At 71.5% G+C, this 21,271-nt stretch carries 19 protein-coding genes, 1 rRNA gene and 1 riboswitch; of the genes, 8 read left to right on the forward strand and 12 right to left on the reverse strand.

The genetic code is table 11. The features are described 5' to 3' along the window. From ACIBCA_RS07085 to ACIBCA_RS07100, 4 genes are all read right to left on the reverse strand, one after another. Nucleotides 1-92: ribosomal RNA gene (locus ACIBCA_RS07085) — 16S ribosomal RNA — on the reverse strand; the annotation flags it as partial. Nucleotides 93-535: 443 nt separating this feature from the next. Continuing rightward, entirely contained in the window at nt 536-1,612 is a 1,077-nt protein-coding gene (locus tag ACIBCA_RS07090; protein WP_396281823.1) for a threonine aldolase family protein, read from the reverse strand. After that, complete coding sequence (locus ACIBCA_RS07095; protein ID WP_396281824.1) at nt 1,609-2,367, reverse strand: SDR family NAD(P)-dependent oxidoreductase; 759 nt, start codon at nt 2,365-2,367, stop codon at nt 1,609-1,611. Before ACIBCA_RS07095 ends, ACIBCA_RS07090 begins: the two co-directional genes overlap by 4 nt. Beyond that, a complete protein-coding gene (locus ACIBCA_RS07100) occupies nt 2,364-3,764 on the reverse strand; it encodes a DUF6421 family protein (RefSeq protein WP_396281825.1) in 1,401 nt (466 codons plus the stop codon). Before ACIBCA_RS07100 ends, ACIBCA_RS07095 begins: the two co-directional genes overlap by 4 nt. A 337-nt stretch (nt 3,765-4,101) precedes the next feature. Between ACIBCA_RS07100 and ACIBCA_RS07105 the strand changes: the two genes are divergently transcribed. Next, nucleotides 4,102-4,701, forward strand: coding sequence for a DUF5134 domain-containing protein (locus ACIBCA_RS07105; protein WP_396281826.1), 600 nt, complete (start codon nt 4,102-4,104; stop codon nt 4,699-4,701). A 192-nt stretch (nt 4,702-4,893) separates the two neighbouring features. Further along, nucleotides 4,894-5,841: a M56 family metallopeptidase gene (locus tag ACIBCA_RS07110; RefSeq protein ID WP_396281827.1), complete on the forward strand. Its 948-nt coding sequence runs from the start codon at nt 4,894-4,896 to the stop codon at nt 5,839-5,841. 79 nt (nt 5,842-5,920) lie between these two features. Here the strand turns inward: ACIBCA_RS07110 and ACIBCA_RS07115 are convergent, their stop codons facing one another. Next, the gene (locus ACIBCA_RS07115; RefSeq protein ID WP_396281828.1) at nt 5,921-6,361 is read right to left on the reverse strand and encodes a MarR family transcriptional regulator; all 441 of its coding nucleotides are present in this window, start codon (nt 6,359-6,361) and stop codon (nt 5,921-5,923) included. A gap of 87 nt (nt 6,362-6,448) precedes the next feature. Between ACIBCA_RS07115 and ACIBCA_RS07120 the strand changes: the two genes are divergently transcribed. Both ACIBCA_RS07120 and ACIBCA_RS07125 read left to right on the forward strand, forming a co-directional pair. Continuing rightward, nucleotides 6,449-7,993, forward strand: a complete 1,545-nt coding sequence (locus ACIBCA_RS07120) for an MFS transporter (protein ID WP_396281829.1) — start codon at nt 6,449-6,451, stop codon at nt 7,991-7,993. A 237-nt stretch (nt 7,994-8,230) separates the two neighbouring features. Then, nucleotides 8,231-8,836 carry a TetR/AcrR family transcriptional regulator gene (locus tag ACIBCA_RS07125; RefSeq protein WP_396281830.1) on the forward strand — a complete coding sequence of 202 codons (606 nt, stop codon included), beginning with the start codon at nt 8,231-8,233 and terminating at the stop codon, nt 8,834-8,836. Nucleotides 8,837-8,892: 56 nt separating this feature from the next. On the opposite strand, the gene ACIBCA_RS07130 is transcribed toward ACIBCA_RS07125, so the two are convergent. Further along, nucleotides 8,893-9,759 carry a helix-turn-helix domain-containing protein gene (locus ACIBCA_RS07130; protein ID WP_396281831.1) on the reverse strand — a complete coding sequence of 289 codons (867 nt, stop codon included), beginning with the start codon at nt 9,757-9,759 and terminating at the stop codon, nt 8,893-8,895. Between the two features lie 421 nt (nt 9,760-10,180). Here ACIBCA_RS07130 and ACIBCA_RS07135 point away from each other — a divergent pair, with 421 nt between their 5' ends. After that, nucleotides 10,181-10,702 (forward strand): ATP-binding protein, encoded by a 522-nt coding sequence (locus tag ACIBCA_RS07135; protein ID WP_396281832.1) that lies wholly within the window; start codon nt 10,181-10,183, stop codon nt 10,700-10,702. Nucleotides 10,703-11,072: 370 nt separating this feature from the next. Here the strand turns inward: ACIBCA_RS07135 and ACIBCA_RS07140 are convergent, their stop codons facing one another. Further along, complete coding sequence (locus tag ACIBCA_RS07140) at nt 11,073-11,336, reverse strand: DUF397 domain-containing protein (RefSeq protein WP_396281833.1); 264 nt, start codon at nt 11,334-11,336, stop codon at nt 11,073-11,075. A 571-nt stretch (nt 11,337-11,907) separates the two neighbouring features. On the opposite strand from ACIBCA_RS07140, the gene ACIBCA_RS07145 reads away from it, so the two are divergent. From ACIBCA_RS07145 to ACIBCA_RS07155, 3 genes are all read left to right on the forward strand, one after another. Next, nucleotides 11,908-12,840, forward strand: a complete 933-nt coding sequence (locus tag ACIBCA_RS07145; protein WP_396281834.1) for a hypothetical protein — start codon at nt 11,908-11,910, stop codon at nt 12,838-12,840. A gap of 438 nt (nt 12,841-13,278) precedes the next feature. After that, nucleotides 13,279-13,444, forward strand: a riboswitch (cyclic di-AMP (ydaO/yuaA leader). Continuing rightward, the gene (locus ACIBCA_RS07150) at nt 13,431-14,726 is read left to right on the forward strand and encodes a transglycosylase family protein (protein WP_396281835.1); all 1,296 of its coding nucleotides are present in this window, start codon (nt 13,431-13,433) and stop codon (nt 14,724-14,726) included. (Overlaps the previous riboswitch by 14 nt.) A gap of 141 nt (nt 14,727-14,867) precedes the next feature. Then, nucleotides 14,868-15,068, forward strand: coding sequence for a hypothetical protein (locus ACIBCA_RS07155; RefSeq protein WP_396281836.1), 201 nt, complete (start codon nt 14,868-14,870; stop codon nt 15,066-15,068). A 61-nt stretch (nt 15,069-15,129) separates the two neighbouring features. On the opposite strand, the gene ACIBCA_RS07160 is transcribed toward ACIBCA_RS07155, so the two are convergent. From ACIBCA_RS07160 to ACIBCA_RS07180, 5 genes are all read right to left on the reverse strand, one after another. Then, entirely contained in the window at nt 15,130-16,149 is a 1,020-nt protein-coding gene (locus ACIBCA_RS07160) for a LacI family DNA-binding transcriptional regulator (protein ID WP_396281837.1), read from the reverse strand. A gap of 25 nt (nt 16,150-16,174) precedes the next feature. Further along, complete coding sequence (locus tag ACIBCA_RS07165; RefSeq protein WP_396281838.1) at nt 16,175-17,875, reverse strand: glycoside hydrolase family 13 protein; 1,701 nt, start codon at nt 17,873-17,875, stop codon at nt 16,175-16,177. A gap of 46 nt (nt 17,876-17,921) precedes the next feature. After that, nucleotides 17,922-18,827, reverse strand: coding sequence for a sugar ABC transporter permease (locus ACIBCA_RS07170; RefSeq protein WP_396281839.1), 906 nt, complete (start codon nt 18,825-18,827; stop codon nt 17,922-17,924). 41 nt (nt 18,828-18,868) lie between these two features. Next, nucleotides 18,869-19,870 (reverse strand): carbohydrate ABC transporter permease, encoded by a 1,002-nt coding sequence (locus tag ACIBCA_RS07175; RefSeq protein WP_396281840.1) that lies wholly within the window; start codon nt 19,868-19,870, stop codon nt 18,869-18,871. An 80-nt stretch (nt 19,871-19,950) separates the two neighbouring features. Beyond that, nucleotides 19,951-21,228 (reverse strand): extracellular solute-binding protein, encoded by a 1,278-nt coding sequence (locus tag ACIBCA_RS07180; protein WP_396281841.1) that lies wholly within the window; start codon nt 21,226-21,228, stop codon nt 19,951-19,953. Nucleotides 21,229-21,271: the final 43 nt, after the last annotated feature.

Below are 21,271 nucleotides of genomic sequence, written 5' to 3' on the forward strand. Positions count from 1 at the left end.
CTGATCCACCCCGAAGGGCTTCACCGTTCGACTTGCATGTGTTAAGCACGCCGCCAGCGTTCGTCCTGAGCCAGGATCAAACTCTCCGTGAATGTCTCCCGGCTGTGCTTAATTAAAAGCGCCGGTCCACACCCGCGTTGAGCGGCACGGCAACCACCGGAATAGGGTGATCCCGCGCACTGCGTCCTCGCTAGTGTTTATTTCAAAAGGAATCTCCAACCCCGATCAGACGATCGAGGCCGGGGATGTCAACATATCTGGCGTTGACTTTTGGCACGCTGTTGAGTTCTCAAGGAACGGACGCTTCCTTCGAGCCGCCTTCCAGCGGGCCCTCCGGGCGCTTCGTTCTTTCGTGTTTCCAGCTTATCAGATGTTTTCCGCTCCGTTTTCCGGAGTTTCATTCATCGGATTCACTTTCCGCCTTGTTGCCCCGGTCTCCCGCGGCGACTCCGGAACTGTACGGGGACGGGCCCGCCACATGCAAATCGCCCCCGCCCGGGCATCCGGACGGGGGCGATCCACGACTCACGAGCCGTCAGGCGCGGCCCATCTCCTCGACGATCGCCGCCGCGAAGGCGTCGATGTCGGCCTCCGTGGTGTCGAAGGAGCAGACCCAGCGCACCTCACCGGTGTGCTCGTTCCAGAAGTAGAAGCGGTAACGCTTCTGAAGGCGCTCGCTCACCTCGCGCGGGGGGATCGCGAAGACCGCGTTGGCCTGGGCCGGGCGCACGACCTCGACGCCGTCGATCTGGCGGACGGCGGCCTCGAGCCGGCTGGCCATCGCGTTGGCGTGGCCGGCGTTGCGAAGGTAGAGGTCGCCGGAGAGCAGCGCCTCGAACTGGACGGAGACGAAGCGCATCTTCGACGCGAGCTGCATCGAGGTCTTGCGCAGGTACTTGATGTTGCGGACCCGCTCGGGGTTGAGCACCACCACGGCCTCGCCGAACAGCAGGCCGTTCTTCGTGCCGCCGAAGGAGAGGACGTCGACGTCCACATCCGTGGTGAAGGCGCGCAGCGGCAGGCCGAGGGAGGCGGCCGCGTTGGACAGCCGGGAGCCGTCGACGTGGACGAGCATGCCCAGCTGGTGGGCGTGCTCGGTGATCGCGCGGATCTCGTCGGGGGTGTAGAGGGTGCCCAGCTCGGTGCTCTGGGTGATGGAGACGGCGAGCGGCTGCGCGCGGTGCTCGTCGCCGAAGCCCCAGGCCTGCCGGTCGAGGAGCTCGGGGGTGAGCTTGCCGTCGGGGGTGGGGACGGTGAGCAGCTTGATGCCGCCCATCTTCTCGGGTGCGCCGCCCTCGTCCACGTTGATGTGGGCGGTCTCGGCGCAGACCACGGCGCCCCAGCGCGGGAGCAGGGCCTGCAGGGCGACGACGTTGGCGCCGGTGCCGTTGAAGACGGGGTACGCCTCGGCCTTGTCGCCGAAGTGGCGGCGGAAGACGTCCTGCAGGTGCTCGGTGTAGTCGTCCTCGCCGTAGGCGACCTGGTGGCCGTCGTTGGCGAGGGCTATCGCGGCGAGGATCTCCGGGTGGACGCCGGAGTAGTTGTCGCTCGCGAAGCCGCGCACGGCGGGGTCGTGCCGTCGTACCGCGTCCGTGCGGGTGGGGTCGGTCATCGGGCTGTCAGCCACAGGTGCTGTCCGTTCAGTTCTGCTGCGGGGCGGTCCCAGAGGTCCGCGAGGTGGTCGGCGAGGTCGGCCGTGTCGGTGAAGCCGGCGAACTTGGCCTCGGGCTTCTCGGCCCGCATCTCGGGGCTGACCAGCGCCTTGATGACCAGGATCGCAGCCGCGGCGGTGGGCTCGCCGTCCGGGGAGGTGGTCTCCTTCTTGAAGGAGTCGGCCATGGCGAGGGTCCACGCCTCGGTGGCGGCCTTGGCGGCGGCGTAGGCGGCGCCGCCCGCGGTGGGCTTGTGCGCGGCGGCGGCGGAGATCATCGCGTAGCGGCCGGCCTCGCTGCGGACCAGGGCGGGCTGGAAGGCCAGGGAGGTGTGCTGGAGGGTGCGCACGACGGTGTCGTGCAGGAAGTCCCAGTCGTCGAGGCGGCTGTCGAAGAAGGTCTTGCTGCCGCGCCAGCCGCCGACGAGGTGGAAGACGCCGTCGACGTGGCCGTGCTCGGCCTCCAGGTGGTCGGCCCAGTCGTGGACCTCCTGCGGGTCGAGGAGGTCGATGACCTGGCCGCTGACCTTCGCTCCGCGCACGGCGACGCGGGTGGCGTCGAGGGCGGACTCCAGGCGCTGGACGTCGATGTCGGCACCGATGACCGTGGCGCCGTCGGCGGCGAGGCGGCGCAGCACGGCGCGCCCGGCGGGGCCGCTGGCGCCGGCGACGGCGATGACCTTGCCGGCCAGCTTGGTGGAGGTGGAGGTGGTCACGCGGCGGCTCCCTGGATACCGGTGCCGGTGATGCCGGCGGTGGCGGCGATGACGCCGCCGAGCTTCTTGGACAGGGCCTCGTAGAACATGCTCAGCGGGAACTCGTCCGGGAGCACGGCGTCGCACAGCGCCTTGTTGAGGGCCTTGCCGTCGGTGATGTCGAGCGGCAGTGCCTCGGGGCCCTTGGCCCAGTTCGAGGCGGGGTGCGGGGTGAGGTAGCGGGAGACGAGCTCGTAGGCGGCGATCCAGTGGGCCGGCTTGGGCCGGTCGATGCCGTCGCGGTAGAGGGTCTCGATCTCGGCGCAGAGCGCGTTGGTGACCTGCGGGGCGCGGTCCCAGTCGATGCTGAGGCGGTTGTCGCGCCAGCGCAGGGCGTCGTGCTTGTGGAGGTAGGCGAAGAGGAGCTGGCCGCCCATGCCGTCGTAGTTGCGGACGCGGTCGCCGCTGACGGGGAAGCGGAACAGGCGGTCGAAGAGGACGGCGTACTGGACGTCGCGGGCGTGGGGGTTGCCCTCGGTCTCCAGCTGCACCGCCTCCTTGAAGGTGGTGAGGTCGCAGCGGAGCTCTTCGAGGCCGTACATCCAGAACGGGCTGCGCTGCTTGATCATGAAGGGGTCGAACGGCAGGTCGCCGTGGCTGTGGGTGCGGTCGTGGACGAGGTCCCACAGGACGAAGGTCTCCTGCGCGCGCTGCTGGTCCTGGAGGAGGCCCTCGGCGTCGGCGGGGATGTCGAGGCCGAGCTGGCGGACGGCGCTGGTGGTGACGGCGCGGAAGCGGGCGGCCTCGCGGTCGCAGAAGATGCCGCCCCAGGTGAAACGTTCCGGCGCCTTGCGCACGGCGACGGTCTCGGGGAAGAGGACGGCGGAGTTGGTGTCGTAGCCGGCCGTGAAGTCGGTGAAGGTGATCGGCACGAACATCGGGTTGTCGAAGCGCGAGCTCTCGAGCTCGGCCAGCCAGTCGGGCCAGACGACGCGCAGCAGGACGGCTTCCAGGTTGCGGTTCGGGTTGCCGTTCTGGGTGTACATCGCGAAGACGACGAGGTGCTCGAGCCCGTCCTCGCGCTGGTCGGCGGGCTGGAAGGCGAGCAGGGAGTCCAGGAAGTCGGGTTCCCGGTAGCCGGTGTCGGCCCATTTCGCGAGGTCGGCGTCGACGGCGGCGAGGTAGGCGGCGTCGTGGGGGAACAGGGGGGCCAGTTCCGCGACGGCGGCGCGAACGGTGTCGACCAGGGGGTCGACGGTCTGCCGCTGGACCGTGGACAGGTCGATGGAGCCGTCCTTGGACTGCAGCGGGCGCAGTGCTTCGACGGCCTCCTTCAGGCGCAGCCAGGCCGGGTGGGTGGCGAGGGTCGAGACCGGGGCGTCGGCCGCCGTAGCGAGCCTTGGCGAAAGATTCTGCATCGTGGACTCACTTCGACAGGAGTTATTTCGACGAGGACACCATAAGTACGAAAGGTTCTCCTGTTCAAGAGGGGTCGGACGGACAATGCTCCGGCGCGGCACCCGTGAGGCCGTGAATCGTCCTGTGGGAGGGGGGTCGGGGCGGGTCCCGTTACGCCGACCATGCCGCGTGCGGTGGGCCGCCGCCACCGGGGAAAACCGGGGCGAGGCGACCGCTCGGGCGTGCGTGGCGGGGGTTCACCACGGTGGTCACCACAGTGCGCCCCCGTACGCGCCCTGGCCGGGCCGGGGGCCCGGCGGTGATCGTGGACACAACGACCGCCCCGGGAGGCTTCCGTTGCACGGACCTGTCCTGGTCAACTGGCTCCTCGCCCTCCTCACCGCCGCCGCCGGGACGCACTGCCTCACCCGGCTGCGGCGCCCGCCCTGTCCGGTGGTCGCCCCCGGGGTCCGTCTTCGGGCGCCCGCGGGCGGGCGCCCGAAGACGGACCCCGGGCGCCTGGCCCGGGAGTCGGACGCGGCCGAGGCGCTGATGGGGCTCGGCATGGCCGGGATGGCGCTCGCGGGCGCCGCCGTGCCGGCCGCCGTGTGGGCGTGGGTCTTCGGCCTGCCGGCCGTCGCCTTCCTGCTCGCCGCCGTGTACGGCCCGGCGGGTCGCGCGCATCGGCTGCACCACGCGGTGGGAGCGCTCGCGATGACGTACACGGCGCTCGCGATGGCGGCCTCCCCCGGCGGCCACCACCATGCGGCCGCCTCGCTCGGCACTCCGGTGCTGACGGGCCTGCTGCTGCTCTACTTCGGCGCCTACTCGCTGCGCACCGGCACCCGGCTGCTGCGCACGCCCTCCGGGTCGCTCGCCGTGGGCACGGCGGGGCTGCCGCAGGCGTGCCGGCTGACGATGGGGATCGGCATGTTCGCGATGCTGCTGACCATGTGAGGGGCCGCCGGGCTCCGGGGCTCGCCCGACGGCGGTGTCTGTGGGCCGGTCGGAGGTGGGTGTGCCAACGGCCTTTGTGGTGCGTGGCGTTGGTCACTGGGGCGTCGAAAGCCGTTCCACCGGGCGTCGCCGGAGCATAGGTTGGCGGGGAGCGCGCTGTCGCGTTCCGTGCGTACTCGGGGAGCCCCTGCCATGACTGCCCTGATCGGCCTGCTGCTGCTCGGACTTCTGCTCTCGACCGTCGTGCCCCGGCTGCTGGCCCGGGCGCGCTGGGTGGAGCGTGAACCGGTGCTGGCGCTGCTGGTGTGGCAGTGCCTGGTGGTGGCGGTGCTGCTGTGCTGTGCGCTGGGTCTGCTGCTGGCCGCCTCCGCCGCCCTGCCCGAGTTGCGTGCCCTGGTGTTCCGGGGGGCGCCGTACGGGGTGGAGGCCGCGTACGGGTTGCAGGACGCGGAGGGGTGGGGTCGGCTGTCGGCCGCGGTGCTGGCGGCGGGTGCGGTGCAGACGGTGCTGGCGCTCACCCGGGAGGTCCGTGCGGCGAAGGCGACGCGGGCCCGCAGGCGTGCCCAACTGGCGAGCCGGGCGCCGGAGTTGCCGGAGTCGATCGATGCCGCCCGCGGTCGCCGGGAGCGGCTGGTGGTGCTGGAGAGCGTACGGCCGGAGGCGTGGTCGCTGCCGGGGCCGGACTCCCGGCTGGTGGTCACCACGGGGGCCATGCGGCAGCTGACCGACCGGGAGCTGGCGGCGGTGCTCAGCCATGAGCGCGGGCACGTGCGGGCGCGGCACCACTGGCTGCAGCAGTTCGCCCGGGCGCTCGCCTCGGGCTTTCCCGGTGTCGGGGTGTTCCGGGAGTTCCGGGACCAGGTGGAGGAGCTGGTGGAGCTGGCGGCCGACGACCGGGCCGCGCGGCGTCACGGCCGGCACACCACCGCTCTGGCGCTGGCCGAGATGAACCTGGACCGCGGGGTGTTCGGCTCGTGTCCGCCGGGGCTGGCGCAGTCGCCGAAGCGGGTGGACCGGCTGCTCGCGGGCCGTCCGCGGCTGACCGTCCCGCACCGGCTGCGGCTGACCGTGGTGGCGCTGTGCGCCCCGGCGGCCGCCGTCCTGCTGGCGGTCGCGCCGGGGCTCGGCTCGCTGCTGTGAAGCCCTGACGATCCAAGGTCCCGAAGAGCTGAAGACCTGAAGAGCTGAAGACCTGAAGCGCTGAAGCGCCGAAGAACCGTCAGCCGGAGCAGCCCTTGGGCGCCGGCGCCCCGCCGAGGGTGCGCCCGAGCACCTCGCGGTGCAGCGGCCGGGCCAGCTCGTAGCGCCCGCGTCCGCTCTCGGTGAGGGTGATCACCACGCCCCGCCGGTCGAGCTCGCACATCGAGCGGGTGACGAGCCCGTGCTTCTCCAGCCGGGCGATCAGCCGGGACAGCGCGCTCTGGCTGAGGTGGACGGTGGGGGCGAGGTCGCTGACCCGCAGGTGCGAGCCGTCCTCGTCGCACGCCTGCACCAGGCGTTCCAGCACCTCGAACTCGCTCATGCCCAGCCCGTACTTCTCCCCCAGCTCGCGGTCGAGGGCGCAGGAGGCGGCGGCATGGCGGGCGAGCAGGTCGCGCCACTGCGCGACGAGGGCGGCCTGGGCCGGGGAGTCGAGTCCAGCAACGTCGAGTTCAGCCACTCCGCCACGGTAGCACGTGCACATGAATTTTATGCGTTCACATCTAATTCATTTGCATTGGATGCATGTGCATGTACTGTCCTCCCCATGACCACCGCGACCGTCACCTCACCCGACGCCTCGTCAACCAGCGGGCAGAGCTGGACACCCCGCCTCTGGGGCACCCTGATCGTGCTCTGCGCCGCCATGTTCCTGGACGCCCTGGACGTCTCCATGGTCGGCGTCGCCCTGCCGTCCATCGGCTCCGAACTGCACCTGTCCACCTCCACCCTCCAGTGGGTGGTCTCCGGCTACGTGCTCGGCTACGGGGGCCTGCTCCTGCTCGGCGGCCGCGCGGCCGACCTCCTCGGCCGCCGCCGCGTCTTCCTCGTCGCGCTCGGCGCCTTCGCCGCCGCCTCCCTGATCGGCGGCCTCGTCGACGACGGCGGGCTGCTGATCGCCGCCCGCTTCCTCAAGGGCGTCAGCGCCGCCTTCACCGCCCCGGCCGGCCTGTCGATCATCACCACGACCTTCGCCGAGGGCCCCGCCCGCAACCGCGCGCTGTCGATCTACACCACCTGCGCCGCCTCCGGCTTCTCGCTCGGCCTGGTGCTCAGCGGCCTGCTCACCGAGGTCGGCTGGCGCTGGACCTTCCTGATGCCCGTCCCCGTCGCGCTGGTGGCGCTTGCGTTCGCCGTCCGGCTGCTCCCGCGCCGCGTCGAGGAGCGCGAGAAGGGCGGCTACGACGTGCTCGGCGCGATCACCGGCACCGCGGCCGTCCTGCTGCTGGTCTTCACCGTCACCGAGGCGCAGGGCGCCGGCTGGCTGAGCGCGCGCACCCTCGGCTCGCTCGCCGTGGTCGCCGTCCTGATCACGGCCTTCCTGATCACGGAGAACCGCGCCGCCCACCCGCTCGTGCGGCTCGGCATCTTCCGCAACGGCGCGGTCGCCCGCGCCAACATCGTCACCTTCGCGATGGCGGGCGCCTACGGCGGCTTCCAGTTCGTCGTCACCCTCTACCTGCAGCACCTGCTCGGCTGGTCCGCCCTGCAGATGGCGCTCGGACTGCTGCCGGCCGGCGCGCTGATCGCGCTCTCCGCCCCGTTCATGGGCCCGGTCATCGACCGGTTCGGCCCGAGCCGGCTGCTGCCGATCGGCCTGCTCTCGCTGACCGTCGCCTTCGCCCTCTTCCTGCGCCTGGACGAGCACAGCTCCTACCCGGTGCTGGTGCTGCCCTCGATGCTGCTGCTCGGCGTGGGCTTCGCGCTGGCCTTCCCCTCGGTGAACATCGCCGCCACCAACGGCGTGGCCGACGAGGAGCAGGGGCTGGCCTCCGGCCTGGTCAACACCGCGCTGCAGGTGGGCACCGCCGTCGTCCTGGCCGGCGCCACCGCGATGATCACCGCCGGCAGCGCGGGCGGCGACAGCCCGCAGGCCCAACTGGACGGCTACCGCCCGGCGCTGCTGCTCGTCACGGCGGTCGCACTGGTCGGCCTGGTGATCGCCGCCCTGGGCGCCCTGGTGGACCGCCGCCGCGGTGGCGGGAGCGCACCGGAGCGCCACTATGATGAGCCCTCGATCGAGGCCGACCAGGCCCCGGACCTCTCCGCGGCGCGGACCGAGGCGCGGACCGAGATCCTCTCCAACTCCTGAGCGGCGAACGCCCGTCGGCCGACCCCCGGCCGCCCGCCCGGCGTGATCCGAAAGACACGCCCCCGGAGCCGGCTCCACCAAACCCCCGTGTTGGTGGAGCCGGCAGTCTTCGTGCGGCCGACCGCCCGGGAGCGCCTCCGCGGTCCGCCAGCCGGCTCCGCCAGTATATTGGCCCGGAGCCAACGAACGTTCGGAGCAGTCACGATGGCACCTCGCGGGGATTCGGTCAATGAGGAGATGCGGCAACGCTCCCGGCGGCGCATCATGCGGGCCACCGTCGAACTCGTTGACCAGCGCGGTTACGCGGGCACCACGCTGACCGACATCGCCGAACGCGCCGGGCTCGCACGCGGGTTGCTCTCGTACTACTTCGACGGCAAACGGCTGCTCATGCAGTCCGCCACCCACCGGCTGATGCACCGGACCCTGGCCTCGTCACTGGCCGAACTCCCGCCCGGCGCCTCGCCGGAGGCCCGCCTGGCCCGCGCGATCGACGCCGTTCTCGCGCTCGCCCTGGAGCACCCCCGGGTGATGCGCTCCCACCTCGCGCTGATCCTCGACCCGGACACCGGCGCCTTCGTCCAGGACCCGGAGCAGCAGCAGCTGGGCGCGATCCTCCAGGGCCTGCTGCTCGACTGGGGCGCACCCGACCCGATCGCCGAGCACGCGGTGCTGCGCAGCGCGCTGATGGGCGGCTGCATAGGCGTGCTGCTGCCCGGCGCCGAGCTCTCCCTGGCACCGATCCGGGCGGACCTCTTCCGCCGCTACGACCTCTCCTGGGAGCTGGGCGTGCCGCCGCAGCCGCTGCCCCCGGAACGCGAACGGCCGCCGGCCCGCGGGTGACGGCGGGTGGGCGGCTGGGAGGTCGGTGAGCCCGGAGGTCCGAAGGGCCTGGGGGCTCAGCGCTCCTTCAGGATCGAGGCCAGCAGGTCTATCGTGCGCTCGGGCGTGAGGCTGTCCACGCAGAGCCGCTCCATGACCTGGACGTACGCGTCGACGTCGTCGCGCTTGTCGAGGTAGAGCGCGCTGGTCAGCTGCTCCAGGTAGACCACGTCGGCCAGGTCCTGTTCGGGGAAGCGCAGGATGCTGAACGCCCCGGACTCGCCCGCGTGCGCGCCGAAGCGGAACGGCATGACCTGGATGACGACGTTGGCCTGCTCGGCGACGTCGATCAGGTACTGGACCTGACCGCGCATCACCTTGGGCCCGCCGACCGGCCGGCGCAGCGCCGCCTCGTCGATCACGGCCCACAGCCGGGGGCTGGCGCCCTCGGTCAGCAGCTTCTGGCGGCGCAGCCGCAGGCTCACGCGCCGTTCGATCTCCTCGTCGGAGATGACCGGCCGGCTCTGGCCGAAAACCGCCCGTGCGTACTCCTCGGACTGCAGCAGTCCGGGGATGAACTGCACCTCGTAGGTGCGGATCAGCTGGGCGGCCTCCTCCAGGCCGACGTACGTCTGGAACCAGCCCGGCAGAACGTCGTTGAAGCTGTGCCACCAGCCGGACTTGTTGGCCTCGCGGACGAGCCCGAGCAGGGCCTCGCGCTCCAGGCCGTCCTCGACGCCGTAGAGGCTGAGCAGGTCGGCGACGTCGCGCTCCTTGAAGCTGACGCGGCCGAGCTCCATGCGGCTGATCTTGGACTCCGAGGCCCTGATCGCGTAGCCCGCGTCCTCGCGGGTGATGCCGCGCGCCTCCCGGAGGCGGCGAAGCTGCGAGCCGAGGAGGATTCGGCGGACCATCGAGCCGCCGCCCGGCTGAACTGTGGTCATGCGGTCCAAACCTCCACCTAGGGCAAACAGCGCACAGTCTGCCATCAGTTGAGCGCTCACGGTGCCGATACTGACGGATGTTCCTATCAGTTCTGTACTGCCCGCACCAGGATGCACGTGCAAACGGCGCTTGCATATGCCAATAGTGCGACTGCACGTGAATCCACTCTTGCATCTGCAGTGAGCGCACACCACCATGGTGCACGTGCACCTGCACATCCCTGGCAATCCCGCGGGCTCCGCGTCGACCCCACGCGCGACTCCGTGCACCCGGCCGACGGCGTCCCCCGCGCCGGCGGGCGTTCGAGTGCGCGCGCGCCTGGTCGTCGAGGGGGCGGCCGAGCGGCCGAGCGAGTCGGAGGTGACCGGCATGACCCCGGCGGGTCCAGCCGTGTCCGCCCCCTTATGGGAGGAGCTCTTCATGAGCACCGGTACGGCTTTGGCGGTTGACCCCCTTGTGGTCACCTGTACGCTCGCGCCTCGCTACGAAGCCGTCAGAACCGCGCGCGACTTCGTCAGAACCGCTCTCGACCGCTGGGATCTGACGGAACTGTTCGACGACGTCGCGCTGGTGGCCTCGGAACTGGTCACCAACGCGCTTCGGCATGCGATCGGCGCACGGCCCGACCCTGCGGGCGGCGCCCCGGGCGAGGTCGACTTTCCCATACAACCGACGGCCGCGGGCAGACTGCCGATCCGAATAAGCCTGGTCCACCGCGCCCCGCAGGTCGTGTGCGCGGTCAGCGACCCGAGCAACGTCGGACCGGTGGCCCGGGAGGCGGACTTCGTCGCGGAGTCCGGCCGCGGACTCCACCTGGTCGAGTCGTTCAGCCGCTCCTGGGGCTGGCACCCCCTGGGCAGCGGCAAGGTGGTCTGGGCCATGTTCGAGGCGGAGCCCGCGAGCGGCTCCGAACTCGGTGGACGACACCGTCGTTCGGCCTAGGCCGACACCGCGGCACCGCCGGACGCGCAGCCGTCCGAGGTGCGGACGGTCGTGGCGAGGCCCCGGGAGGACCACACCCCGGGCGCCGTGGGACTCCCTGCCCGTACGCCCCGATCGACCCGTACAGACCGATCTACCCGCACAACCCGCGCAAGCCGATCGACCCGATCGACCCGTACGGACCGCGCGATCCTTACGCGGCGCTCGACCCGAACGCAGTGCCCCGGCTCTGCCCGCCGCCCTTCGACGCGGCGCGAGGCGCCCCGGTGAGGACCCCGCGGACGACTCCGCGGCGGGCTCCGGACAAGACAAAGGCCGTCGTGGTGTCAGCACCCACGACGGCCCCCAGATGAGGTGGCGGCGGCCCCCGTCAGACCGCCAGGTGGTCGAACTCCCCGTCCTTGGCACCCAGCAGCAGGGCCTCGATCTCGGCCCGGGTGTAGATGAGCGCCGGCCCCTCCGGGAAGCGCGAGTTGCGCATCGCGACCTCGCCGCCGGGCAGGGCCGCGAACTCGACGCAGTTGCCCTGGGAGTTGCTGTGCAGGCTCTTCTGCCAGACCACCCCCTGGAGTTCGGTGGCGGCCATCCCGTTGTAGGGGCCGTAGGAGCCGTGCTTGTCCTGCGAGTCGTGCATAGAAATCTCCCGAAGAGATCCGGAGTTGTCGTCCAGCGCGGCGCTCCCGGCACGCGCCGAACGAACGGACCGGCCCCGTACCGGCCCGGCACAACGCCTCACTTGACGTGATGATAGCCGCAGTGCACGTGCATCAGCACGGGACATTGCAGGTGCACAAGCCCTTTCACGGGCAGCCGCGAACTCTTCACGGACCCTTCCCCTGACGGTGCGTAAACGGACATAGCCGATGGAATCGGTGGCGGCCCGGCCACCGACCGTGAGCATCCCTCCGCTGAATGTTGATCTTCGGACGCCGGGAGTCGCACCACCGTGACCCTGCGTCAGACCCGCTCGTCCACACATCCGGGCTGTGAAACACATCACTCGCCACCGGTGCAACTTCCGGCCCCTGCGGTCGCGTCAGACGACTGCACTCCAGGTCACGGGGGCCCGGTGGGGATTCGTCCGTTTTGGACGCCTTCCTCCCCGGGCGGTGGAGGCGGGCGCACGGACCCGCCGACGCGCCCCCGGGCAGCGCGTACGGCAGCCGACTGCGGGCCTGACGGGGCGATGTCCTACGATCTCCGGCATGAGCACCGCAGCCATCCCGGGCGCGCCACTGCCCGTCCGTACTCCAGGCTCCCGTGCGCGGGGGCGCCACCGCCGTCCCGAGCGCCCCGAGATCCCCACCGGCAGCCCGGCCCTGGTGCTGGCCGTGCCCGCGACCGCAGGGCCCGAGTCCCGCTCCGTCGTCGAGGAACTCCTCTCGATCGTGCGCAGCGAGCAGAACGGCGTCCAGACGGCGGTCGGCTACCTCCCCGGCCAGGGCACCGAGGCCGAGGGCGAGCACACCGTCGCCGGGCTGCTGGCCTCGGCCGCCGAGGCGGGCCTGCCCACGCCCGTCGTGGTTCCGCTGGTGCCGGGCGCGCACGGCTTCCTGACCGACCTGCACGCCGTCGCCGCCGAGTACGGCGCGAGCGTGACCGACGCGCTCGGCCCGCACCCGCTGCTGGCCGAGGCCGTGCACGTGCGGCTGTCCGAGGCCGGGCTGGCCCGGGCCGACCGGGCGCGGCTGTTCGCCATCGCCACCGCCGCGGACGGGGTCGTGCTGACCGTCGTCGGCGGCGAGGAGGCGGCGGCCGCCGCGGGCATCACCGGCGTGCTGCTCGCCGCGCGCCTGGCCGTGCCGGTCGTCGCGGCCGCGCTGGACGTGCCCGGCTCGGTGGCCGGCGCCGTCGAGCACCTGAAGGAGACCGGCTCCCAGCGCCCGGCGCTGGCCCCGCTGGTGATCGGCCCGGAGGCGGACTCCGAGCTGCTCGCCACGGCCGCCGAGGAGACCGGCTGCCCGTCGGCGGCCCCGCTGGGCGCGTACCCGAGCGTGGGGCAGCTGATCGCCTCCACCTACCTGGCCGCGCTGCCCGCGCCCTCCCCGGAGGCCCTGGCCGAGGCCGAGGCGTCCGCGGAGCCCTCCCAGGGCTCCCGTGGCGCCCACGCGGCCGCCCAGGCGCCCGTGGAGGGCTGAGAAGCCCGCGGCGAGCCCTCGGAGGGGGCCCGGAACGGCCGAAAGGCGGTTCCGGGCCCCCTCCGCATTTCCGGTTCCGGCGCACCGACGGGGGCGCAATGTCCGTTCTGGTCTCTTTTGTCGACGAATGTCGATGAATACGGGAAATGAGCCGGCGCCCGCATCCTGGACACTCCCCCGGCACGAAAGGCGCGCCCCCTCCGCGCTCCGACGCTCCGTCACTCCCGACCTGAGGCGGAGCCAGTTCCGGGAATTCGAAGCCGCCTTGCCGATAAACGATCATTTCCGATCTTGAAATGCGCCCATTCGGCAATTTCCGATTTCCCGTGATGCACATCACAGCTATTTGCGGATTGAAGTTCGGTCTGCTTAACGTGCTCCCCGTTCGTAACCACACGGACCCAGTTCATCCGCGACGCCGAGTCCTGCCGTCGGATGTACCTGGCAGCGCGAAACGCACCACGGCAGGAGCGGGGGAACCAGGTAAGTCGCCCTCGGCCGTTCTCCGGAACGGCCAGGGGCTAGGGGTGAAGCCGCGCAGCGCGCGGCCGGGCAACTCCAGCCCGAATCCGACAGCTCACCTCGCAGGCGTGGGAGAGGACCGCGTCTTCATGCTGCCCACCAACGGCAACCGCCTGTCCAGCCGCACCCGTCGCGTGATCGCCGCCCTCGGCGTCGCGGGCGTCGGCCTCACGATCCCCTGCCTCACCACCACCACCGCCTCCGCCGCCTCCGTGGCCACCTGGGACAAGGTCGCCCAGTGCGAGAGCAGCGGCGACTGGAGCATCAACACCGGCAACGGCTTCTACGGCGGCCTGCAGTTCACCTCCAGCACCTGGGCCGCCTTCGGTGGCACCTCGTACGCCCCGCAGGCGAACCAGGCCACCAAGGACCAGCAGATCGCCGTCGCCGAGAAGGTCCTCGCCTCGCAGGGCCCCGGCGCCTGGCCCGTCTGCTCCGTCCAGGCCGGCCTGACCAAGGGCGGCGGCGCCCCGGCCGTCGACACCTCGGCCGCCAAGCCCGCCGCGAAGCCCGCCGCGCCGGCCGCCCCCGCGCAGGACCAGGCCCAGGCGCAGACCCAGCCGCAGACCCAGACCCCCGCCCAGGGCGGCAAGGGCGCCTGGGCCCAGAAGAAGGCCCAGCCGCAGGCCCCCGCCCAGCAGGCCCCGCAGGCTGCCCAGGGCACCCAGGGCGCCTACACCGTGGTCGAGGGCGACTGGCTGTCCACCATCGCGGACAAGCACAACGTCCGCGGCGGCTGGCAGCACCTGTACGAGCTCAACCGCTCGACCCTCACCGACGGCCCGGACACCATCTACCCGGGCCAGAAGCTCAGCTTCGACGAGGCCGGCACCGCCGCCAAGTCCGGCTCGGACTTCTCCTGGTTCGACCGCTCCCAGAAGTCCGGCTCCACGAACGGCGGTTCCTCCGGCAGCGGTACCGTGAACGCCAAGCCGGCCGCCCAGGAGCAGGCCGCCAAGCCGGCCAAGCCCGCCGCCCCCGCCCAGCAGACCCAGGCCGCCACCGGCAGCATGGCCGCCGCCGTCTCCTTCGCCCAGTCGAAGGTCGGCCAGGCGTACGTCTACGGCGGCACCGGCAACGGCGGCTGGGACTGCTCCGGCCTGACCCAGGCCGCGCTGCGCGCCGCGGGCATCTCCGTCCCGCGCGTCGCCGCCGACCAGGCCGCCGCGAGCACCCACGTCTCGCTGGACAGCCTGCAGCCGGGCGACCTGCTGTTCTGGTCCAACAACGGCCAGGACTCGGGCGTCTACCACGTCGCCATCTACATCGGCGGCGGCCAGTACGTCGAGGCCGCCAACCCGTCCTCGGGCGTGCGCGTGCAGACCGTCGCCAACTGGGCGCCGGACTTCGCCGGCCGCGTCTGACGCACACCGGGCGCCGATGAAGCGCCGAGGTGACCCCCCGGGGAGAGTCCTGCCACTCTCCCCGGGGGGCTTCGGCATTCGCATGGTCAAACCCCGGGCCAACGGGCATGCTGCTGCTCTGCACCCCGAGGAGGAGTCACCATGGCCCAGGTCACCGTCACGCTCGACGCCAATCTCGCGATCGACGTGATGATGCTCGCCGGTACCAAGAACCCTCAGGACGCCGTCGAACTCGTCCTGCGCGACTACCTGGCCCGAGGCCGCCGCACCGAGACCCGTACCGGTGAGTCCGCGGACGGCCACCGCCTCACGGTCGAGCGCCCCACCTCCCAGGAGGGCTGAACGCACGACGGGAGGGCCCCCGGAGAGCGATCGCTCTCCGGGGGCCCTCCCGTACCGGGGCTCAGCGCGTACGCGCCCCCGTGGAGCCGCGCATCACCAGCTCCGGCTGGAAGACGAACTCCCCGCGCTGGGCGGAGTTCCCGCCCACCTCCTCCAGCAGCGCGTCCACCGCCGCCGTGGCCATCGCCTCGACCGGCTGGCGGATCGTGGTCAGCGGCGGGTCGGTGAAGGCGATCAGCGGCGAGTCGTCGAAGCCGACCACCGAGACGTCCTGCGGCACCGCGAGGCCGCGCTGGCGCACCGCCCGGATCGCCCCGAGCGCCATCATGTCGCTGCCGCAGACGATCGCCGTGCAGCCCTTGTCCAGCAGCGCGCCGGCCGCCGCGTGCCCGCCCTCCACGCTGAACAGCGTGTGGTGGACGAGCCCCGCGGCCTCCTCGGCCCCGAACCCCAGCACCTCGCGCATCGCGGCGGTGAAGCCCTCGATCTTGCGCAGCACGGGGACGTACCGCTGCTGGCCTATCGCCAACCCGATGCGCTCGTGGCCGAGTTCGGCCAGGTGCTGGACGGCCATCCACATCGCGGCCCGGTCGTCGGGCGAGATGAACGCCGCGTCGATCCGCTCGCTGAAGCCGTTGATCAGCACGAACGGGACGCCGCGCCCGGCGAGGCGGGCGTAGCGGTCGTGGTCGGCGGTGCTGTCGGCGTGCAGGCCGGAGACGAAGACGATGCCCGCCACTCCCCGGTCGACGAGCATCTCCACCAGTTCGTCCTCGGTGGAGCCGCCCGGCGTCTGGGTGCAGAGCACCGGGGTGAAGCCGTGGCGGCTGAGCACCTGCTCGATGACCTGCGCCAGGGCGGGGAAGATCGGGTTGCTCAGCTCGGGCGTGATCAGTCCGACGAGTCCGGCGCTGCGCTGGCGCAGCCGGGTCGGCCGCTCGTAGCCGAGCACGTCGAGGGCCGCCAGGACGGTCTGCCGGGTGGCGGCCGAGACGTTCGCCTTGCCGTTGAGTACGCGGGAGACGGTGGCTTCGCTGACCCCCGCCTGCGCCGCGATGTCTGAGAGTCGCGCCGTAGTCACGGGCCCAGAGCCTATTGCACCCACGTCAGACCGCCCACCAGCCGGTGCTGTCCGGCGCGAGGACCGTCTCGCCGCCCTCGACCGCCAGGTCGGTGGAGCCGAGGAGCAGCTCGCCGGGGGCGGCCAGGCGCACGGGCTGCCCGGTGGTGTTGACGGTGCAGACGAAGGTGCCGCGGCGGAAGGCGAGCACGCCCTCGGGGGCGTCCAGCCACTCGACCCCGGTGCCGGCGCCGAGTTCGGGCCGGGAGCGGCGCAGGGCGAGGGCGCTGCGGTAGAGCTCCAGGGTGGAGGTCGGGTCGCCGGTCTGGGCCTCGACGCTGAGCTGGGCCCAGTCGGCGGGCTGGGGCAGCCAGGAGGGGCCGCCGGCGGTGGGGCCGAAGCCGTACGGGGCCTCGGTGCCGGACCAGGGGATGGGGACGCGGCAGCCGTCGCGGTAGCCGTCCTGGCCGGCCTGGCGGAAGAAGGACGGGTCCTGGCGGACCTCGTCGGGCAGGTCGGTGACGTCGGGCAGGCCGAGTTCCTCGCCCTGGTAGACGTAGGCGGAGCCGGGCAGGGCGAGCATCAGCAGGGTGGCGGCGCGGGCGCGGCGCAGGCCGAGGGCGCGGTCGCCGGGGGTGCGGATCTGGGTGCCCAGGCCCGGTTCGTTGGCGAAGCGGGTGGCGTGGCGGGTGACGTCGTGGTTGGACAGCACCCAGGTGGTGGGGGCGTCGACGGGGCGCATGGAGTCGAGGGAGAGGTCGATGACCTCGCGCAGCGCGGCGGCGTCCCAGTCGGTGCCCAGGTACTGGAAGTTGAACGCCTGGTGGAGTTCGTCGTGGCGCACGTAGTTGGCGGTGCGCTGGACGGTCGGGGTCCAGGCCTCGGCGACGCCTATGCGCTCGCCGGGGTACTCGTCGAGGATCCGGCGCCAGCTGCGGTAGATCTCGTGGACGCCGTCCTGGTCGAAGAAGGGCATGACCTCGTTGCCGAGCAGCTTGAGCTGGTCGGCGCCGCCGAGGTCGGGCAGGCCGGGGGCCTTGACGAGGCCGTGGGCGACGTCGATGCGGAAGCCGTCCACGCCCATGTCGAGCCAGAAGCGCAGGATGGAGCGGAACTCGTCGGCGACGGCGCGGTTGTCCCAGTCGAAGTCGGGCTGCTCGGGGGCGAAGAGGTGCAGGTACCAGTCGCCGGGGGTGCCGTCCGGGTTCTCGGTGCGGGTCCAGGCGGGGCCGCCGAAGATGGACTCCCAGTCGTTGGGCGGCAGTTCGCCGTTCTCGCCCTTGCCGGGGCGGAAGTGGTAGCGCTCGCGCAGCGGGGAGCCGGGGCCCTCGCGCAGGGCGCGCTGGAACCACTCGTGCTGGTCGGAGGAGTGGTTGGGGACGAGGTCGACGATGATGCGCAGGCCCAGGGCGTGGGCGTCGCGGATGAGGGCGTCGGCGTCCAGGAGGGTGCCGAACATCGGGTCGACGGCGCGGTAGTCGGCGACGTCGTAGCCGGCGTCCGCCTGCGGGGAGGCGTAGAACGGCGAGAGCCAGACGGCGTCCACGCCGAGGTCGCGCAGGTAGGGCAGGCGGCTGCGGACGCCGGGCAGGTCGCCCATGCCGTCGCCGTTGGAGTCGGCGAAGCTGCGCGGGTACACCTGGTAGATGACCGCGTCCCGCCACCAGCCTCTGGACGCGCCGGCGTTCGCCTCGTGAGCGGTCGCGTCGGCGGCGGGCCGGGAGGTGTCGGCCAGGTTCTGGGTCATGGACGGTATCCCTCGGGATCGGAGGAGTGCGGGGCGTGCGGGTGCGTCAGGACTTCGCGGCGCCGGCGGTCAGGCCGGTGACGAGGTGGCGCTGCACCAGGTAGAAGAAGGCGGCGGAGGGGATGGCGATCAGCACGGCGGTCGCGGCCATCAGGTTCCACTGGGCGTCGTGCTCGCTGACGAAGGTCTGCAGGCCCACGGCCAGCGTGTACTTGTCGGAGCTGAGCATGAAGGTGGAGGCGAAGGGCACCTCGGCCCAGTAGGTCAGGAAGGAGTAGAACGCGGCGACGGCCAGTCCCGGGCGGGCCAGGGGCAGCACGAGGCGCCAGAAGGTGCCGAACGGGGTGAGTCCGTCGACGCGGCCGGCCTCGTCGATCTCCACCGGGATGGTGTCGAAGTAGCCCTTCAGCAGCCAGGCGCAGTAGGGCACGGTGGTGGTCGAGTAGACCAGGATCAGGCCCAGGTAGCTGTCGAGCAGGCCGAGCGAGGAGAGCATCGTGTACATCGGCACGATGAGCACGGCGATGGGGAACATCTGGGTGAGCAGCAGCGACCACATCAGGGGCCGGTGTCCGGGGAACTTCATCCGGGAGACGGCGTAGCCGGTGGTGGCCGCGAGCAGGACGCCGAAGACGGTGGTGACGCCGGAGACCAGCAGGGCGTTGCCGAACCAGGTGAAGAAGTCGGTGTCGAACAGCACGTGCTGGTAGTTGGCGAAGGTGATCTTGTCGAGGATCTTGCCCGGGTGGAGGTAGTCGTTCTTGTCCGGGCCGAGGGAGACGAACAGGATCCACGCCACCGGGAAGAGCGCGATCAGTCCGGCGACGGTCAGGACGCCGTGGGAGAGGGCGCGGGCCAGGGGGCTGCTCTCGCCGCGTCGGCGGTACTTCGCGGGCCGGGCGGCCGGGGCCTTCGCCGGGGCGGGGGCGGGGAGTTCGGTGGTGGTGGTCATGGGCGTTTCCTGCCTTCGTAAGGTCGACTCGGTCCGGCGGCTCAGCCGTTGGCCTGCTCGTTGCGGGCGAGCCAGCGCCGGTAGAAGGCGGTGAAGACGATCAGGATCGACAGCAGGATCACGCCGTACGCGGCGGACTGCGCGTAGTCCCGGGGGATCTGGCCGAAGCCGAGGCGGTAGGCCCAGGTGACGAGCAGCTGCGCGTCGGGGGCGCCGGAGCCGAACAGCAGGAAGATGACGTTGAACTGGTTGAACGTCCAGATCACGCCGAGCAGGACGACGGTGGAGGAGACGGAGCGCAGCCCGGGCAGGGTGACGTGCCGGAAGCGCTGCCAGGGCGTGGCGCCGTCCATCTCGGCGGCCTCGTACAGCTCGGCGGGGATCGACTGGAGGCCGCCGAGCAGGGAGATCATCATGAACGGCACGCCGGCCCAGGTGTTGACCAGGATGGCGGCGGCCTTCTGCGCCCAGGGGTCGGTGAGCCAGCCGGGCTCGGGCAGGTGCAGGGCGCCGAGCAGGCCGTTGACGACGCCTCCGTCGGCGAGCATCAGGCGCCAGGAGAAGACGGTGACGAAGGTGGGCACGGCCCAGGGCAGGATGAGCAGCAGCCGGTAGACGGAGCGGCCGCGCAGCTTCTTGTTGAGCAGCAGGGCGAGGCCGAGGCCGAGGGTGTAGTGCAGGAAGACGCAGATCGCCGTCCAGGCGATGGTCCACACGAAGTGGGACCAGAAGCGGTCGTAGGAGCCGGGGCCCCAGAGGATGTCGGCGTAGTTGTGGAAGCCGACGTACTCGTAGCTGGCCGGGATCTCGTTGACGCCGATGGTGCGGGCGATGTTGAGGCTGTTGGCGTCGGTGAGGGTGAGCCAGAGGCCCTCGCCGAGGGGATAGAGCACCAGGACGCCGAGCACCAGGACGACCGGGGCGGTCATCGCGTAGGCGTACCAGTTCTTGGCGTAGGAGCGCTTGAGGCGTTCCCACGGGCCGGGGCGCTGCTCGCGGTCCCGGCTGCCCTTGCCGGTGGCGCCCTGCACGGCGACTGACATCTTCACACCTTCTCGCGGAGTTCTCGGGGTTGCCGAAGGGCCCGGCCCGCCGTAGGGGTGGCGGGCCGGGCTCGTGGGGGCTACTTGGCGAAGCCCGGCAGGAGCTTGGCGTAGTCGGTGGCGACGGTGTTCAGGGCGTCCTGGGTGCCGGTGCCCTGGGTGGCCTTGCCGAGGTTGTCGCCGAGGGAGGAGAACAGCGAGCTGTACTCGGGCAGTTCGGGACGCGGCTTGGCGCTGGGGAGGATGGCCTGGAAGCCGGCGATGCCCGGGTCGGCCTTGACCTCGGCGGTGTAGGCGTCGGAGCGGGTCGGCAGGGTGGAGTTCTTCTGCGCGATGAACGCCTGGCTCTCGGCGGAGGTCATGAAGGCGGCGAACTTCTCCGCGGCGGCCTTGTGGGCCTTGTCGGCGCCGGCGTAGACGGAGATGTTGTGGCCGCCGGTGGGGGCGCCGGACTTGCCGGCGGAGCCGCCGGGGACGGCGGCGATGCCGAGGTTCTTCTTGTCGGCGAAGGCGGAGCCCTTGTAGACGTTGGTGATCTCCCAGGGGCCCTGGATGATCGCGGCGACCTTGCCGCTGTTGAAGGCGTCCATCATGTGGGCGTAGGCGTCGGTGGTGACGTCGGCCTTGGCGGTGCCGGGCGCGGTGAACATCGTCTTGTACGTCTCGACGGCCTTGACGGCCTCGGGCGAGGTGACGGTGATCTTCTTGCCGGGGGCGTCGACGGTGTCGGTGCCCTCGCCGAACAGGAACGGCATCGCGTAGTAGCCGTCCGCGGCCTTCAGCCAGAAGCCGTCGACGCCGGCCTTCTCCTTGATCGCGGCGGCGTCGGTCTTGAGCTCGTCCCAGGTCTTGGGCGCCTCGGTGATGCCCGCCTTGGCGAAGAGGTCCTTGTTGTACATCAGGCCGAGGGTGTCGGTGACCAGCGGGACGCCGTAGAGCTTGCCCTGGTACTTGGCCTGCTGCACGAGGCTGGGCTGGAAGGCGGAGGTGTCGGCGGCGGCCGGGGTGCCGTCGAGCGGCTCGAGGAAGCCGGCCTTGGCGAAGGCGGCGGTCCAGCCGACCTCGGAGCGGAACACGTCCGGAGCGCCCTTGGCCCCCATGGCGGTCTGGAGCTTGTTCTGGGCCTGGTCGAAGGGGACGTTGACGAAGTCGACCTTGACGTTCGGGTTGGCCGCCTCGAACTTCTTGACCAGTTCCTTGTAGTTCGGCGCCTCGTTGGTGGCGTTCGAGGTGTCCCAGTACGTGAGGGTGACCGGCCCGTCGGCCTTGCCGTCGGAGCTGGAGCCGCTGCTGCCACAGGCAGCCATCGAGACCGCGAGGGCCACAACGAGGGCAGAGGCCGCGATGCCACGCCGCATGAGAACTCCTTGGGAGGGTGGGGGTGCCCGAGATGGTTCGGAG

The organism is Kitasatospora sp. NPDC051170 (assembly GCF_044455705.1).
Taxonomy (GTDB): Bacteria; Actinomycetota; Actinomycetes; order Streptomycetales; family Streptomycetaceae; genus Kitasatospora.